Annotated in this window: 15 protein-coding genes and 1 rRNA gene; 9 read left to right on the top strand and 7 right to left on the bottom strand. The window is 72.8% G+C overall.

Translation table 11 applies throughout. The features are described from left to right. Window positions 1–69: 69 nt before the first annotated feature. Window positions 70–831 (bottom strand): metallophosphoesterase, encoded by a 762-nt coding sequence (locus F8S09_RS12325; RefSeq protein ID WP_152871798.1) that lies wholly within the window; start codon window positions 829–831, stop codon window positions 70–72. 4 nt (window positions 832–835) lie between these two features. Beyond that, window positions 836–1438, bottom strand: coding sequence for a single-stranded DNA-binding protein (locus F8S09_RS12320; protein WP_152871797.1), 603 nt, complete (start codon window positions 1436–1438; stop codon window positions 836–838). Between the two features lie 384 nt (window positions 1439–1822). Between F8S09_RS12320 and F8S09_RS12315 the strand changes: the two genes are divergently transcribed. The 4 genes from F8S09_RS12315 to F8S09_RS12300 all read left to right on the top strand — a co-directional run bounded on the left by F8S09_RS12315 (window position 1823) and on the right by F8S09_RS12300 (window position 5374). Then, entirely contained in the window at window positions 1823–2713 is an 891-nt protein-coding gene (locus tag F8S09_RS12315; protein WP_152871796.1) for an ABC transporter ATP-binding protein, read from the top strand. Window positions 2714–2745: 32 nt separating this feature from the next. Further along, a complete protein-coding gene (locus tag F8S09_RS12310) occupies window positions 2746–3543 on the top strand; it encodes an ABC transporter permease (RefSeq protein ID WP_152871795.1) in 798 nt (265 codons plus the stop codon). Window positions 3544–3623: 80 nt separating this feature from the next. Further along, window positions 3624–4775, top strand: coding sequence for a sensor histidine kinase (locus F8S09_RS12305; RefSeq protein WP_152871794.1), 1152 nt, complete (start codon window positions 3624–3626; stop codon window positions 4773–4775). Continuing rightward, window positions 4772–5374, top strand: coding sequence for a response regulator transcription factor (locus F8S09_RS12300; protein WP_322618792.1), 603 nt, complete (start codon window positions 4772–4774; stop codon window positions 5372–5374). Before F8S09_RS12305 ends, F8S09_RS12300 begins: the two co-directional genes overlap by 4 nt. Window positions 5375–5577: 203 nt before the next feature. On the opposite strand, the gene F8S09_RS12295 is transcribed toward F8S09_RS12300, so the two are convergent. Then, window positions 5578–6804 carry a cytochrome P450 gene (locus F8S09_RS12295; protein WP_152871793.1) on the bottom strand — a complete coding sequence of 409 codons (1227 nt, stop codon included), beginning with the start codon at window positions 6802–6804 and terminating at the stop codon, window positions 5578–5580. A gap of 124 nt (window positions 6805–6928) precedes the next feature. Between F8S09_RS12295 and F8S09_RS12290 the strand changes: the two genes are divergently transcribed. The 3 genes from F8S09_RS12290 to F8S09_RS12280 are packed head-to-tail and all read left to right on the top strand — an operon-like array spanning window position 6929 to window position 9029. Further along, window positions 6929–7495, top strand: coding sequence for a UbiX family flavin prenyltransferase (locus F8S09_RS12290; protein WP_152871792.1), 567 nt, complete (start codon window positions 6929–6931; stop codon window positions 7493–7495). Next, window positions 7492–8169 (top strand): 2-C-methyl-D-erythritol 4-phosphate cytidylyltransferase, encoded by a 678-nt coding sequence (gene ispD / locus F8S09_RS12285; protein ID WP_322618791.1) that lies wholly within the window; start codon window positions 7492–7494, stop codon window positions 8167–8169. Before F8S09_RS12290 ends, ispD begins: the two co-directional genes overlap by 4 nt. Continuing rightward, entirely contained in the window at window positions 8166–9029 is an 864-nt protein-coding gene (locus F8S09_RS12280; protein WP_152871791.1) for a 4-(cytidine 5'-diphospho)-2-C-methyl-D-erythritol kinase, read from the top strand. The genes ispD and F8S09_RS12280 overlap by 4 nt, the downstream gene beginning before the upstream one ends. A gap of 90 nt (window positions 9030–9119) precedes the next feature. On the opposite strand, the gene F8S09_RS12275 is transcribed toward F8S09_RS12280, so the two are convergent. From F8S09_RS12275 to F8S09_RS12265, 3 genes are all read right to left on the bottom strand, one after another. Beyond that, window positions 9120–10853 (bottom strand): stalk domain-containing protein, encoded by a 1734-nt coding sequence (locus tag F8S09_RS12275; RefSeq protein WP_152871910.1) that lies wholly within the window; start codon window positions 10851–10853, stop codon window positions 9120–9122. A gap of 86 nt (window positions 10854–10939) precedes the next feature. Then, window positions 10940–13033 (bottom strand): hypothetical protein, encoded by a 2094-nt coding sequence (locus F8S09_RS12270; protein ID WP_322618790.1) that lies wholly within the window; start codon window positions 13031–13033, stop codon window positions 10940–10942. Then, window positions 13030–13596, bottom strand: a complete 567-nt coding sequence (locus F8S09_RS12265) for a glycerol-3-phosphate acyltransferase (RefSeq protein WP_152871790.1) — start codon at window positions 13594–13596, stop codon at window positions 13030–13032. The genes F8S09_RS12270 and F8S09_RS12265 overlap by 4 nt, the downstream gene beginning before the upstream one ends. A 68-nt stretch (window positions 13597–13664) precedes the next feature. On the opposite strand from F8S09_RS12265, the gene F8S09_RS12260 reads away from it, so the two are divergent. After that, window positions 13665–14408, top strand: a complete 744-nt coding sequence (locus tag F8S09_RS12260) for a HesA/MoeB/ThiF family protein (protein WP_152871789.1) — start codon at window positions 13665–13667, stop codon at window positions 14406–14408. 140 nt (window positions 14409–14548) lie between these two features. Beyond that, window positions 14549–15052, top strand: a complete 504-nt coding sequence (locus F8S09_RS12255; RefSeq protein WP_152871788.1) for a CarD family transcriptional regulator — start codon at window positions 14549–14551, stop codon at window positions 15050–15052. Between the two features lie 111 nt (window positions 15053–15163). Here the strand turns inward: F8S09_RS12255 and F8S09_RS12250 are convergent. Next, a 16S ribosomal RNA gene (locus tag F8S09_RS12250) occupies window positions 15164–15243 on the bottom strand; the annotation flags it as partial.

Genomic DNA, 15243 nt, shown 5'->3' with positions numbered 1-15243 from the left:
AGGATAGCGGTCACCCCCCGCCCTGTCAACACGGCCACACTTCAGCACTGGAAGCAGGGCACCCAGCCATCAGAAGGGCATAGCCCGGACCCCCTGCACCGGGTCGGGTGCGGCAGGGTCGAGCAGCAGTTCCAGATACTGCCGGGCGTGAAGGGCGTCGATCAGGCACAGTCCGGCGTCGCGGTTGATGGAAATCCCCTTGGGCATCTGGGTGTGGCCGTAGACCCCGAGACTCAGGCCCGCTTGCCGCACGTACTCGGGCGTCTCACGAAACCAGCGTTTGGAACTGGGGTCGCTGTAGAAGAGGTCGTCGTAGATCGCGTGGGCGGGCAGGGGCGAGACGTGGGCGAACTGCACGCTGCCCAGGCGCAGCTCGCGCAAGAAGCCCTCCATCCAACGCCGCAGCCCTTCCGGCAGCAGGGTGCCGCCCCGTTTGGGATCGAACTCCACATGGACGAGGCCGCCCCCGGTGCCCAGCACGTGGTCGAGGCTCAGGACCGCCGCGTCGTGGTTGCCGAGAATGAGGTGAACGGCGTGGGGGGCCGCCGCGTGGTACTCGCGCAGGCGCTCCAGCTCACGCACCTGCTCGCGGGCCGCCAGCAGGAGGTGGTCGCGGTCGCGCACGTCGAAGCGGTGCAGCCCGGTCAGGCGCTCGTAGGCCCGCTCGTTTTTGGGGTGGACGAGGTCGCCGATCAGCACCACCTGATACAGCCCGGCCAGCACCGGGGGCGTGGGTCGCCCGGCCGCGTCCAGGCAGCTTGCCGCCCGCAGCGCCGCCCACAGCGCGGGCCAGTCGGCGTGCACGTCCCCCACCGCGATGACCTTGAGCATCTCCCTAGCCGCGCAAGATGCCCTGGAGTTCCTTGTAGATCGCGCGGCTTTCCTCCAGCGACTCGCCGTAGCCGCGCATCAGGGCCTGGGTCGCCTCCCGCGCCTTGCCCGCCGCCTTGAGCTGCTCGATCAGGTCCTGAATATGCTGCCGCGCCTTTTCCATCTGGGGGTCGCGGGGCGGGGCCGGGGGCAGGGCGGCGCGGGGAGCGGGGGCGGCCACCTCCTCCACCTCGGCGTCGAGGTCGGTGGTGTTGGGGCCGTCCTCGAGGTCATACTCGACCCACTGCGCCTCCTCGGGCAGGTCCAAGCCGAAGAAGCGGGCAGCGTCGGCCAGCGCCCGCAGCCGGGCGTCGGGGAGGGTGTGGCCGGTCGCCAGCCCCTCGCGGGTGGCGCCCCCCACGGTCAGGCGGGCGCGGACCACGGGCGGCGTCACGCTGTCGCAGGCCCAGCCAAGCGCCCACTGCGGGTCCACCGCCTCGAGGTGCCGGGCGAGGCTCTGGGGGTGGGGGGCCAGGGTCACGCGGGCCTGGTCGCCGCGCACCTCCGCGACCGCCCAGGCGGTCATGGCGGCTCGCAGCGCTTCACGGATGCGGTCAGGGTCGGCCATAGGCTCCGAGTCTAGCGGGCACGGCCGCGAAGGTGAAAGGAAAAACCCCGACCGGTGGCCGGGGCTGTCATGGAGCGGGTCTGGACACGGCGGGCACGCACGAGAGGCGTTTCGCTCAGGTGAGGGACTGGATTTCGACCAGCAGCTTCAGCATGGTCAGGACCGCCGTGATCAGCAGCACCACCTTTCCGGTATTTGCTGTTGGTCGCAGCGTCTGCCCTTTTCTCTTAGACGAGGTGTGGCCTCCCGTCCCCCGCTTGTCATGCGACCCGCCCGTAGGCAAAGGCTGTGTACCGCGAGATGGTCCCCTCCCTGACAATTGTCACCCCTTCCCCCTGACGCCCGGCACTGGGGCCCGCATCCGGCGCGGCGCACGATACGCCCATGAACGCCATAGAGCTGAGCGGGGTGGACAAGCGGTTCGGGGCGGTGGAGGCGCTGCGGGACCTGACGCTGGACGTGCGGGCGGGCGAGCTGACGGCGCTGCTGGGACCCAACGGGGCGGGCAAGACGACCGCGATCAGTCTGATGCTGGGGCTGGCACGGCCCACCTCGGGCAAGGTGCGGGTGCTGGGCGGGGACCCACAGGCGGGCGGGGTGCGCTCGCAGATCGGCTCCATGCCGCAGGAGAGCGCGATCCCACAGGCCCTCACCGTGCGCGAGGCAGTCACGCTGTTCGCGCGGCTGTACCCGGAGCCGCTGACGGTGGACGCGGCCCTCGACCTCGCGGACCTGCGGGGCGTGGCGGGGCGGCGGGCGGGAGCACTGTCAGGAGGGCAGGCGCGGCGCCTCGCCTTCGCGCTCGCGGTCGTGGGCGACCCGGAGGTCCTCTTTTTGGACGAGCCGACGACCGGCATGGACGCCGCGAGCCGCCTCGCTTTCTGGCACGCGGCCGAGGGGTTGAAGACCCAGGGCCGCACCATCCTCCTCACCACGCACTATCTGGAGGAGGCCGAGCGCACCGCCGACCGGGTGGTCGTGATGAACGCGGGCAGTGTCCTCGCCGACGGCACGCCCGAGAGCCTGCGCGGGCGGGTGGCGACGGGGCGGGTGCGCTTCACCTCCGACCTGGTGCTGACTGAGCTCCGCGCTCTACCCGGCGTCGAGTCGGTGGAGGTCAATCCGCGCGGCCACGCCGACTTGCGGACTCGCGAGCCGGAGGCGCTGGTGCGGGCGCTCGTGCAATCCGGCACCCCCTTCACCGAGCTGGAAGTCACCCGCGCGAGCCTGGAAGACGCCTTCCTGAGCCTGACCGCTCCTGTGGCCCGCGCCTGAGCCCTCCCCTGCTTCCCCCCGAGGTGATGATGATGACGACCCTGACCACCGCCGCCCCCGCCACCCACCGCACGCCCCTCCTGCCCGCCCTGGGGCAACTGGTCCTGGCCGAGCTGCGGCGGATGATTCGCAACCCCATGTTCTTCATCGGCACGGTCGGCTTTCCGATCATGTTCTTCGGGCTGTTCGGCCTGCCCGCGGTGAAGGAAACCACGGACAGCGGGGTGAACGTGGGCCAGATCATTCTGGTGAGCTTCGGGACCTACTCGCTGCTGAGCCTCGCCATGTTCTCCTTCGGGTCGGCGGTGGCCGTGGAGCGGACGGGTGGGTGGCTGCGGCTGCTGCGGGCCTCGCCCATGCCGACGTGGATGTACCTCGCGGGCAAGGTGATCGCCGCGCTGTGCTTCAGCGCCCTGAGCCTGACGCTGCTGTACACCTTCGCGCACTTCGCGGGCGGCGTGACCCTGCCGCTGGGGCTGGCGCTGAGCCTGCTCGTCAAGCTGCTCGCGGGCATGGTGTCGCTGATTGCCGTGGGCCTGAGCATCGGCTTTCTGGCAAACCCGCAGGCCGCGCAGGTCCTGGCAAACCTTGTTAGCTTCATCATCGCCTTCGCGTCGGGGCTGTTCGTGCCGCTGGACGGGCTCCCGAACTTCATCCAGAAGATCGCGCCGTATCTGCCGAGTTATCACCTCGCGGGAGTCGGGTGGGGCACGGTGGCCGGGCAGACGGGCGGGGAGGGGACGCACTGGCTGTGGCTGGCCGGGTACGCGCTCGTCTTCGGGGCGCTGGCGCTCTGGGCGCTGCGGCGGGACGAGGCACGCGGGCAGTGAGGCAAGCACGCGAGACGGGGCCGGGAGAGGGGTGCATCATGGAGCATGGCACCTCTCCCCCCGGTTCTGACGGTGTGCCGATGACCCGCCCGGCCCCGCGCCGCACCCTGGTCTGGGACCTGTTCCCGATGTTCTGGCTGGCATTCCTGGCCTTTCCGGTCGCGGGGTTTCTGGAGCGTCCCCGGACGTGGAGCGAGACGGCGCTGTTCGTCGGCCTGCTGGCCCTGTTTCTGGCCGTGTACCTGAACGTCTTCCGCTTCCGGGTCCCCACGGGCCGCAGCGCCGGAGTGCAGGAACGGTGGGCCGTGGCCGGGTGGGTCCTGAGCCTGGTGACCTACTTTGTCCTCTTTCCGCTGACGAGCGGCACGGGCAGCGCCTTTCTGATCTACGGGGCGAGCATGATCGGTTTCCAGGCCAGAACTGCCCTCGCCCTGTGGCTGGCCTTCCTCAACGCGGCGGTGATGGTCTGGCCCTTCTGGACCGGCACCTACCAGCCCGACGACCTGTGGTGGCTGGCCCCCAACCTCCTCTTCACCCTCGTCGCCGCCTATGCCAACCACGCGAGCTACGGGCAGCGGATCGCCCGCGCCCAACTGGAGGTGGTGCAGCGTGAAAAGGAGCGCCTGGCCGCCGACGCCGAGCGCGAACGCATCGCCCGCGACCTGCACGACCTGCTGGGGCATACCCTCTCCGTGATCGTCCTCAAGAGCGAACTGGCGGGCAAGCTGGCCGAGCGCGACCCGGTTCGCGCCGCGCAGGAAATCCGCGAGGTCGAGCGCATCAGCCGGGAGGCGCTGACGGAGGTCCGCGACGCCGTTCACGGCTACCGGGGCAGCGGCCTGAATGCCGAACTCGCCCGCGCCAAGGTGGCCCTCGACGCGGCGGGGGTGCGGCTCAGCGTGACGGGTCCCCTCCCCGACCTCCCCGCCCCCACCGAGGCGGGCGCCGCCATGCTGCTGCGCGAGGCCGTGACGAACGTGGTCCGGCACGCCCACGCCCGCGAGGTCGAGGTCACGCTGACCCGCACCAAGGGGGGCCACCGCCTCGTCATCCGCGACGACGGGGTGGGCGGCGAGGGGCCCGAGGGGAGCGGCCTGACGGGGATGCGCGAGCGGCTGCGGGCGCTGGGCGGCCAGCTCACCCGCGACGGCACGGGCGGCACGACCCTGACCGCCGACTTCCCCGACGACGTGGGCGGCGAGGGCACGGGCGCGGGCCTGGTGACGGCGTGATCCGGGTCCTGCTGGCCGAGGACCAGTCCCTCGTGCTGGGCGCCCTCTCCGCGCTGCTCTCGCTGGAAGGCGATCTGGAGGTCGTGGGCACGGCGACGGATGGGGAGGCGGCGCTGGGGCTGGTACGGACCCTCTTGCCCGACGTGCTCGTCACCGATATCGAGATGCCGCGCCTGAGCGGGCTGGACCTCGCCGCGCGGGTGCGGGAGGACCTTCCTGGGGTGCGGGTGGTCATCGTCACGACCTTTGCCCGGAGCGGGTACCTGCGGCGGGCGCTGGACGCCGGGGCGCGGGGCTACCTGCTCAAGGACGCGCCCGCCTCGGAACTGGCCCAGGCCATCCGCCGGGTTCACGCCGGGGGCCGGGCGATTGCGCCCGCGCTGGCCGAGGAGGCGTGGGGCGAGCGCGACCCGTTCACTGACCGGGAGCGTCAGGTGCTGCGCGAGGCCGAGGCCGGGGCGAGCACCGCCGCCATCGCCGCGCGGCTGGGGCTGTCGGAGGGGACGGTGCGCAACTACCTCTCGGAGGCGATCAGCAAGGTGGGCGCTGGGAATAGGGCTGAGGCAGCGAGAAAGGCGAGGGAGAAGGGATGGTTGTGAGGGGGAGCCTCCACCTGTCTCCTCACCCCCTCACTGGGAACACCCCTCTTTCCTCCACAGCTACAGAGACGCCGAGGGGGCGCCGCCTGACGGGTGCGTCCGCGTGACAGCGCGATGGCCCCGCCCAGCGAGAGGCGGACCATCCGCCCCAGCGTGTACGCGAACGGCTCCGGGGGCATGGCCCTCCGGGGGCATGGCCCGCCCTACAGGGCCACGCGCAGCGCCCGCAGGCCCCGCAGGGTCAGGTTGGGCAGGTAGGTCAGCGCTTGCTCGGGCACCCGGTACTCCGGAAAGCGGGCCAGGAAGCGGGTCAGGAACACCGCCGCCTCCATCCGCGCCAGCCCCGCCCCCAGGCAGTAGTGCGCCCCGGCGGCAAAGGCGAGGTGCGTCCGGGCGTTCTCGCGCGAGAGGCGCAGGGTGTGGGGGTCCGGGTACACGGCGGGGTCGCGGTTCGCCCCCGCGAGGCTGACCAGCAGCGGGAGGCCCGGCGGCAGCGCGACGCCCTCCAGCGTGAGCGGCGCCGCCGTGAAGCGGGCGGTGCCCTGCACAGGCGAGAGGAAGCGCAGCAGTTCCTCAACGGCGTTCCCCACCTGTCCTTCTGTAGCTTCCGCGAGCCAGGCCCGTTCCTCCGGCCACTCGTGCAGGGCCAGCAAGCTGCCCGAGAGCAGGTTGGAGGTCGTCTCGTGGCCCGCGACGAGCAGCAGCACCGCGTTGGCGAGCAGTTCGTCCCCGCTGAGGTGTTCGCCCCCGTCCTCGGCGGCGGCGAGGGCCGAGAGCAGGCCGGGGCGGGGATGGGCACGCAAGTCGTCAGCGAGGGTGCGGAAGTACGAGCGCATGGCCCCGGCGTCGGCCTCCACCTGTGCCCATCGCTCCGGGGGCACGTTCAGGCCGCCGATCAGGTCGGCCACGCTGCCCGCCCAGGTCTTGAAGCGGTCGGCGTCGGTGCCCGACAGCCCCAGCATCTCCACGATCACGGCGACGGGCAGCGGCACCGCGAGGGCAGCCACGGCATCCACCTCTCCCCCGTTCGCGCCCGCCTGCCGCGCGGCCCCGTCCAGCAGGGTGTCGGTCAGGCCGGTCACGAACTCGCGGCTCTCCACCAGCACCCTGGGGGTAAAGGCCCGCTGCGCCAGCGACCGCAGCCGGGTGTGCGAGGCGCCGTCGTGAAACAGCATCATCGGGGCCATCAACCGGGCGGCCTCGCTGCTGGCGAGGGAAGGGTCGGCGGCGTACTTGCTAGTGCGGACGTGCGGACTCTTGAGGGCCGCGCCCGCCGCCGCGTGGCCGGTCAGCAGGGCCATGCCGCTGGGCGGGTCGTACAGGACAGGGGACAGCTCCCGCGCCCGGTCGAGGTAGGGGGGCGGGTCGGCGAAGTGGGCGCCCTGCCAGTACCCCTGGAGGACGTCGGCGGCGGTGGGAAGGGTGGTCATGGGTCAGGCTAAAGCATCGGCCGAGGGGTGGGCGGGGCAAATAGGGTGGCCCGGTGCTCGGGGCCGATCTATCCGTATCTTTCCGCCCGCTGTGCCCCGCCGCCCTCCTGCTACCCTCTCCCCCATGCGGCTGGTCGTCGGCGTGAGTGGAGGCAGCGGGATTCCGTATGCCGGGAGCATCCTGCGGGCGCTGCACGCGCTGGGCGTGGAGACGCACCTGATCGTGACGAGCGGGGCCAAACGGGTCATGACCGCCGAGGCGGGCGGCCCCACGCTGGCCGACCTCACGGCCCTGGCGCACACCGTCCATGACGACCGCGACCTCGCGGCGAGCGTGGCGAGCGGGTCCTTTCGCACGGACGGGATGCTGGTCGTGCCGTGCAGCGCGGGCACGTTGGCAAAGGTGGCGGGCGGCTTCGCGGACAACCTGCTGTCGCGGGCGGCGCACGTCACCCTCAAGGAGCGGCGGCCGCTGGTGCTCGTGCTGCGCGAGGACCCGCTGCCCCGGCCCATGCTGACGAACATGCTCGCCGCCCACGACGCCGGGGCCACCCTGATGACCGCCTCGCCGGGCTTCTACCACGCCCCGCAGGACGTGGAGGAACTGCTGCACTTCGTCACGGCGCGGGTGCTCGACCAGTTTGGGCTGGACGTGCCGGGCTTCCGGCGCTGGAAGGACTCGGGGGCGTGACGGGCACCGGCCTGCCCGGGAGCCGCACTGCCGCCCTGATTCCCGCCGCCGGGTCGGGCACGCGGCTGGGGCGGGGGCCAAAGGCGTTCGTGGAGGTCGCGGGGCTGAGCCTGCTGGCGCGCAGCGTGGCCGCGCTCGCCCCCTGGGTGGACGAGGTGCTCGTCGCCCTGCCCGCCGGGTCGGACCTGCCCCCCGGCCTCCTCGCCCGTGCGGTCGAGGGCGGGGGGACGCGGCAGGAGAGCGTGGCCCGGCTGCTCGCCGACACCGACGCTGACGTGGTGCTCGTCCACGACGCAGCGCGGCCCTTCCTGCCAGGAGCGGTGGTGGGGGCGCTGCTGGAGGCCGTGGCCGGGACGGGCGCGGCGACGGTGGCCCTGCCGGTCGCGGACACCCTGGTGCGCGGGGAGGGTGGCCTCTGGGCCGAGGGAGTCCCGCGTGAGGGCCTGTGGGCGGTCCAGACCCCGCAGGCCTTCCGGCGCGAGTTGCTGGTGCGGGCACACGCCGAGGCGGGGGCGCAGGAAGTGAGCGCCACCGACGATGCCGGACTCGTCGCGCGGCTGGGCCTCCCGGTGCGGCTGGTCCCCGGCGACGCGCGGCTGTTCAAGGTGACGACGCCGGGCGACCTCGCCCTGGCGGAAGCGCTGGCCCGCGTGTGGGATGCTGGGGCGCGATGACCGCCCCTGCCCCTGCCTCCCCCACTGGCCCGGCGACCTACCTCGCCCCCGCCAAAGTCAACCTCGGCCTCAGCGTGCGCGGGCTGCGGCAGGGCGGCTACCACGACCTGCACACGGTCATGGTGCCGCTGGCGGTGGGCGACGAACTGGAAATCGCCCCCGCGCCGGAGCTGACCCTGCGGGTGGAGGGGGCGCCGGGGCTGCCCGCTGACGAGGGTAACCTCGTCTACCGGGCGGCGCGGGCCTATCTGGACGCGGCGGGGGCGCCGGGCGGCGCGGCGATCACCCTGCACAAGACGCTGCCCCTCGCCTCCGGGCTGGGGGGCGGCAGCAGCGACGCGGCGACCACCCTGATGGCGCTCGCCCGGCTCTACCCGGCGGGGGTGCGGCTGCCCGAGCTGGCCCTCTCGCTGGGGGCGGACGTGCCCTTTTTCCTGCTGGGACAGGCCGCGCTCGCCGAGGGCATGGGCGAGGTCCTCACGCCGTTGCCCGTGCCGCACGTGCCCCTGGTCCTCGTCAACCCCGGCGTGGAGGTCAGCGCCCGCGACGCCTACGCCTGGCTGGACGGGGAGGAGGAATTTACCCCCGAACTCGACGTGGAGGGCATTCTGACAGGATTGGCGGGGAGTGGGCCGGTGCCGTACTTCAATGCCCTGCAAGGCCCCGTCGCCGCCCGGCACGCCCCCATCCGCGAGGCGCTCGCGGCGCTGACGGCAGCGGGCCTCCGGGCCCCCCTCATGAGCGGCAGCGGCGCGACCTGTTTTGCCCTCGCCCCGAACGACGACGCGGCGCACGCGGCGGCGGCCACCCTGCGAGCGCAGCATCCGGACTGGTGGGTGGCGGCGACGCGGACACTGTAGGGGCGCTGACGCGCCCGTCGAAGAGTCGAGAGGTCGAGGCGTCGAGAACATCCCACCCTCCTCGACTTCTGGACCTATCGACCCCCCCTGCTACGGCTGATACGGCTTGAACAGTCCCCCGTACCCCACGCCCGTCCCCAGCCCGTTTGTCTTGTAAAAGATCAGGCTGACGGGCAGGTTGCTCCCGCTCGCGGGCACGAGGTCGAGGTCGAGGCGGTCACTCTGGGTGCGCCACAGCAGCACGGGCTGGTCAGGTTCGATGGCGTTACCCGTGCGCGGCAGCTTGATGGTCTGGGCCAGGGGGCCGTCCTGCACATGCATCGCCCCCCGGTAGAGGCCCCCGCGCGGGCTGAAGGCCACCGCCGTGCCGCCCGCCCCGTAGACCTCCAGGTGGTAGCGCACCCCGTAGTTTCCCAGGAGGCGCTGCGGCTGCCCGGTGAGCTTGTCCACCCCGGTGATCGCGGGGTCGACCTGCCCGTCCCCAATGACCAGTCGGGCGGGCAGGCTCGTCAGGTTGACCCGCAGGCCGCGCACGGCGTTCTCGAAGGTGCCGCGCTGGTGCTTGCCGTCATGCGGGAGGTACGGAAGCTGCTGGGCCACCTGCGCCGTGGCGGGCAGGCCCTCTTCCAGCATCAGGAAGGTCAGCTCGACCCGCCCCGACGCCACGAGGTCCTGCATCACGTTCACCCCGGTGCCGGGGGTCAGGGTGGGGCTGGCGTACACCGGCACTGTCTCGCCGGGCGGCAGGGTCAGGGTGGGGCCGCCCGTGCTGGCGAAGTAGTCCAGCAGCGTGACCTGTCCCAGCAGCGTCTCAATGCGGGTGGGGGCCGTCTCACCCTGCCGCTCGGTGCGGAGTTCCACCGGGCTACTTTCCAGGTTGCGGGCCAGGATGTGCAGCCGCGCCCCCGTCTTCAGGCCGTTGAGGTGGTACCCCAGCAGCCGCACCCGCCCCGACACGCTGTCCTGGTACAGGATGCCGCTCTGGGTGGGCACCTCGGGGCTGTTGCTGAAGATCAGGGGATGGTTCTCGCGGAAGGTGGGCTGGGTCGTCGCCAGCGGGTAGCCGCGAATCTGCGGGTCGGGAAAGCGGTCGCCGGGCTCGGCGTAGCGCAGGGCGTAGGTCAGTGGCGTGTCTACCGCCTGCCCCTCCACCCGGATGGTCCGCGAGAAGGGCACGCTCTGGAGGCCCCGGCTGTTGGTGACTTGCAAGCTGACCGTGTAGGTGCCGGGCTGGAAAAAGACCTCCTGCCGTCCGGTCCAGCGCCGCGCGGTGAGGTCCGCTCCGTCGGGGTCGAAGGCGTACTCGGTGTACACCACCCGCTCGCCGGGCGCGTAGGTCGTCTTGTCGGTGGAGAAGCGGGCCTGGGGCGCGAGGGGGTTGGTGCCCTGCGCCAGCGCCGAGAGGGTCAGGGTGCGCCCGTCCGCCCCCACGCTGAGGTTCGCGTTCAGGGCGTCGGCCAGCAGGCGCACGGGCACGTAGACGATGCCCCCCACGTCCGCCACGCTGCCGGAGGGTTGCGCGGCCCCCGCCAGGAACGCCGCTGACCGCGCCGGGTCCACGTTCAGGCGCCCCACCTGAAGCTGCCCGCCCACCTCGGTCACAGGCTGGCCCAGCAGCGCCGCCGTCTCGCGCAGGGGCACCAGCGTGCGCCCGCCGATCAGCCTCGGCGCGGCGGGAAAGGGGGTCGCCACGCCGTTGACATAGGCGACCGTCTGGTCGGTGGTCACGGTGAGCTGGGCCGCGCCCTGGGCCGAGGCCAGCGGGGACAGCCCCAGTAGCAGTGCGGTCAGGATGGCCTGCGACCTTCGGCGGTGGTCCTCCATGGTCACAGGGCGGAGCGGGCCTTCTCGTCTGAACATCCGGGCAGTATGGCGGGCCAGGCTGACGCTTGTCTGCGGGTGAGCTGTCCCTACTCGGCCCGCGCGGCGCGGCGTCGGTCGCGGGCGTACCGCACCTCGGCGCCCACCAGGACCACGGTGTTCAGGGCATAGGTCGCCAGCAGCACGGCCAGCAGCGCGGCCCGCACCGCCGGGTCGGCGGGGTTCAGCGGCGGGGCGAAGCGGGTCAGTCCGGCGAGCGGCAGCAGCGTCGCCACCGCGCCGCCCCAGGCGAGCAGCAGCACCCCGCCCCAGGGACTGTCCAGCAGCGCGGCCCCCGGCAGCAGCAGCGCGGCGAGTCGGTAGAGGAGCGGTCGCCCCTGCTGCGCGGCTCCCGCCGGGCGCGGCACGAGCAGGCTCAGCGCGAGGGCACCCACCAGCACCAGCGCGGCCAGGAAGGCCCAGCCCAGCCGGGGGCTCCCCAACGTCTCCCCGGCGGCCAGCGGCTCGCCCGCCAGGCGGCCCAGCGTTACGCCGAGGTCGCCGCTTACCGCGCGGGCAAGACTGCGGTCGTCGGGGAAACACAACCGGGGCTGCCCTGGCCGCAGCGCCCGCTGAAAGTCGGTGCCGGGGGTCCCGGGGTCCAGCCCCAGGTTGTAGGCGGCGGCGGCGAGGTCGGGGCGCTCGGCCAGGGCGGCGCGGTACCCCTCGCGGGCCTGCGGGGCGTCCCCCCGCGCCTGGGCGATCACCGCGAGGTTGTTGCGGGCACAGGGGTCCCCCGCCGCCTGGGCATAGCGTGTGCGAGCCGCTGTGTCGTCCCCATCAAGCTGCGCGGCGAGGCCCGAGAGCAGCGCAGCGTCGGGACCGGGCCGCAACCCCAAGTCGCCCAGCCGGGCCGCGCCCCACCCGCCCCCGTAGGTGCCCGCGTTCAGGGCGGGCTCCTGGAGCCGCGCTGCCGTCGCGTTCGCCCAGCCCCAGGCGGCCAGCGCGAGCACCAGTCCGGCCGCCAACACGGTCAGGCCCAGCCGCTCGGTCCAGGTCGCGTACAGGACGGAGGTATGCCGCAGCCGCAGCAGGGGCCGCCGCCAGCCGCGCCAGCGCCCTCCCAGTGGGCGGGTCTGGACGCCCTGTGCCCGCCAAGCCCGCGCGGTCAGGGTCAGCAGGGCCGCCCCCAGCGCGAGCAGCAGGGCCAGGGTCAGGGTGCGGGTGGCCGCCCGCACGAGGTCGGGAGCCTGGGGTCCCAGGTTGTAAAGGGTCCCCGCCCGCAGCTCCCGGCGAAACTGCCGCCACTCCTCGGCCTCCCCGCCCCGGCCCTGGGCTTCGAGCAGGGAGGCGTAGCGGGCGTACAGCGCGTCGCCCCCCTCGAAGCGGGGATGCAGTTCGCGCAGGTACCGCAGCCACACGTCCGCCCGCGCCAGACGGCCCTGACTCAGCAGGGTGCCCACATAGCCGCTGGGATTGCCGTAGGCCCCCAGCGCCTCGCGGCTCACCCGCACCTCCGGGTCGTAGCCCCGCGCCGCCGCGTCACGTCGCGCCCGGTCCAGGGCCACGTCGGCGGCGGCCGGAAACCCCAGCGCGTCAAGGTCGGCGGCCAGCTGCACCCAGGCCGGAAAGGGCAGTTCCCCCGAGAGCGCCCGCCGCACCGCCCGCAACTCCGCGAGGCGGTTGCCCCGCGCCGCCCGCGCCTCGCGCACCGCCAGGAAGGGGTTGAGGGGGAACTCGGCCGCCGCCTGCGCCAGCGCCTCCTCGGGGGGGAGGGCCGCCGCCCGGCGCAGCCACCCCGTCACCCAGGGGTCGGGCGGAAAGACCACCCGCTCCTGCACCCCGCCGCCGGTCTGCACGGGCGTCAGGGTGAAGCGTTCTTCGTACCCGTCGCCGCGCACACTCACCCGCAGGTTGCCGCCGGACGAGTCCAGGGTGCTGACCGGGGCGGGCAGGTCGTAGCGGGCCAGGGTCTGCCCCTGCGGACCAAACGCGTACACGACGGGACCCACTCCCAGGTACACCGTGTCCCCCAGGGTCGCCGGAACGCTGAGTTCCCCCAGCGCCACGGGAAAGGTCCGCGCCCAGCGCAGGGTGGCCCCGTCCTCGTCGCGCAGGGTCCGGCCCTCCACGACCGGCTCGGCCCCCACCCCGCTCCCCAGCAGGGCAAGGGCGAGGAGCAGACTGCGCCTTGTTCCCCTCACGCGCGTCCTCCCCGCCCGGTCAGCAGGTGCGCGGCCCGCAGCGCCATCACGCTGCCCCCGGCGAGCAGGTCGGCCAGGCCACCCGTCCGGGTCGCCAGCCACAGGCCCAGCGGCAGGGCAAGCGCCGTCGCCACCGGCACAGCATTCATCCCCACCCGGCGTTGCAGGGTGACCCGGTACAGCGGGATGAGGACGAGGGCGGCAAGCAGGGTGCCGCCCAGCGTCACGGGCGCGGTCACCGCCAGCGCCCCCAGCAGCGGCGCGATCCCGCCCCCGCCCCGGAAGCGGAAGAAGACCGGGTAGCAGTGCCCCAGCACCACCCCAAGGGTCGCCACCCAGGTCGCCTCCGGCAACAACGCCCGTGCGAGCAGGCCCGCCGCGATGCCCTTGAGCACGTCCAGCACGCCGACCATCAGGGCGGCCCGTGGTCCGTACTGCCGGAAGGTGCCGCTGCCCCCCGGCAGGTCCCGGTCCCGGATGTCCTCCCCCCGCGCCCGCGAATACAGCACCCCGGCCACCAGCGAGCCGAGCAGGTAAGACAGCACGAGGACGAGGAACGCCATGTCAGCGGGCAGTCTAGTGCGGCAACGCCCCCGGTGCCGCTCCGGACCTAGCCCACTAGACTCTGCCCATGACCCCGGACCCCCTCACCCGCGAGGAACTGCGCCGCTACTCGCGTTCCCTCCTCGTGCCCGAATGGCTGGAGGCGGGAGCACAGGAGCGCCTGAAGGCCGCCCGCGTGCTGGTCGTCGGCGCGGGGGGGCTGGGGGGGCCGGTGCTGCTTCACCTCGCCGGGTCGGGGGTGGGGCAGCTGGTCATCTCGGACGGGGACACGGTCGACCTCAGCAACCTGCACCGCCAGACGCACTTCAGCAGTCACGACCTGGGACGCCCGAAAGCCCAGGCGGCCGCTGAGCGACTTCAGGCCCTCAATCCCTGGGTGGAGGTGGAGACCGTGCCCGCCTTGAATGCCGCCAACGCCGCCGCCCTGATCGCGGAGGCCGACCTCGTGGTGGACGCCACCGACAACTTCGACACGCGGTATCTCATTGCGGACACCTGCACGGCGCAGGGGCGCGAGTGGGTCTGGGGCGCGGCGAGCGGCACCTCGGGGCTGGTCAGCGTGTTTGGCCCTTCGCTGGGCCTGCGCGACATCTTTCCTGATCCGGCCGACGCCCTCTCCTGCGCGGAGGTAGGGGTCCTCGGCCCGGTGCCCGCCGTCGTGGGACACGTCATGGCGCTCGAAGCGCTCAAGCTGCTGGGCGAGGTGGGCGAGCCGCTGCGGGGGCGCCTGTGGACCTTCGACGGCCTGACGGCGGGGGTGCGGACCCTGCGCCTGCGGCCGGAAGTGGCGCCGCCCTCTGCTAAACTGTGATCCATGCTTCGCTGCGTGACTGTCTCTGGGCCTCGGCCCGGAAGTCACCTGTTGTCTTGATTCCCCGCCCAGCTTCACGCTGGGCTTTTTGCTGCGGTGGCCGGGGGCGCCGCGTCTTCTCCAATCAGGGGTGATCCGCCTTGAAAACTGCGTCCTTTCAGCCCGGTGACCGCGTCGTCCTCCCGCCCTACGGCCTGGGGGTCGTGCGTGACACCTGCCAGCGTCCGGTCGCGGGCGAGCTGCTGGCCTACTACCGCATCGAGTTCCCCAACACGGCGAGTCAGGCGTATGTGCCCGTCGACGCCCCCCAGGGCACCGGGCTCCGCGCGGCCCTGACGAGTGCGGAACTCCCCACGCTGCTGGGCCACCTGCAAGACAGCCAGACCCTCAACCTGCCCCGGCAGTGGGCGGCGCGGCACCGCCGCGTAACCGAAATTCTGGCGGGTGGCGACCCCTACGAACTCGCCACCCTCACCTGCGAACTGCGGCGCTGGAATGTCGAGCGCGGCCTCCCTGACCTCGACCGACAGGCCCTGCGCCGCGCGATCCGGCTGCTGGAACAGGAGGTGCGCGGCCTGGAAGACCCCTGCGCCTGCGACGTGCGTTCCCTGCTGGACCACGCCTGGACCGAGACGCCAAATTGACGAGAGATCCAAAAGGCGCGCCCCCCCGGCGGGAGCCGGGGGGGCGAGGTCAGCGTGGGTTGTATCTGGCGGTGAGGCCAGAGGGATGGGAAGAGGAGCGGAGCGCAATAGAAAGGAGGTGATCCAACCGCACCTTCCGGTACAGTTACCTTGTTACGACTTCACCCCAGTCATGCGCCACAGTCTAGACG

This window comes from Deinococcus terrestris (genome assembly GCF_009377345.1).
In the GTDB taxonomy this organism is placed as follows: Bacteria; Deinococcota; Deinococci; order Deinococcales; family Deinococcaceae; genus Deinococcus; species Deinococcus terrestris.
Note: the sequence above shows the minus strand (reverse complement) of the source record. Positions and strands in the feature narration are given on the sequence as shown.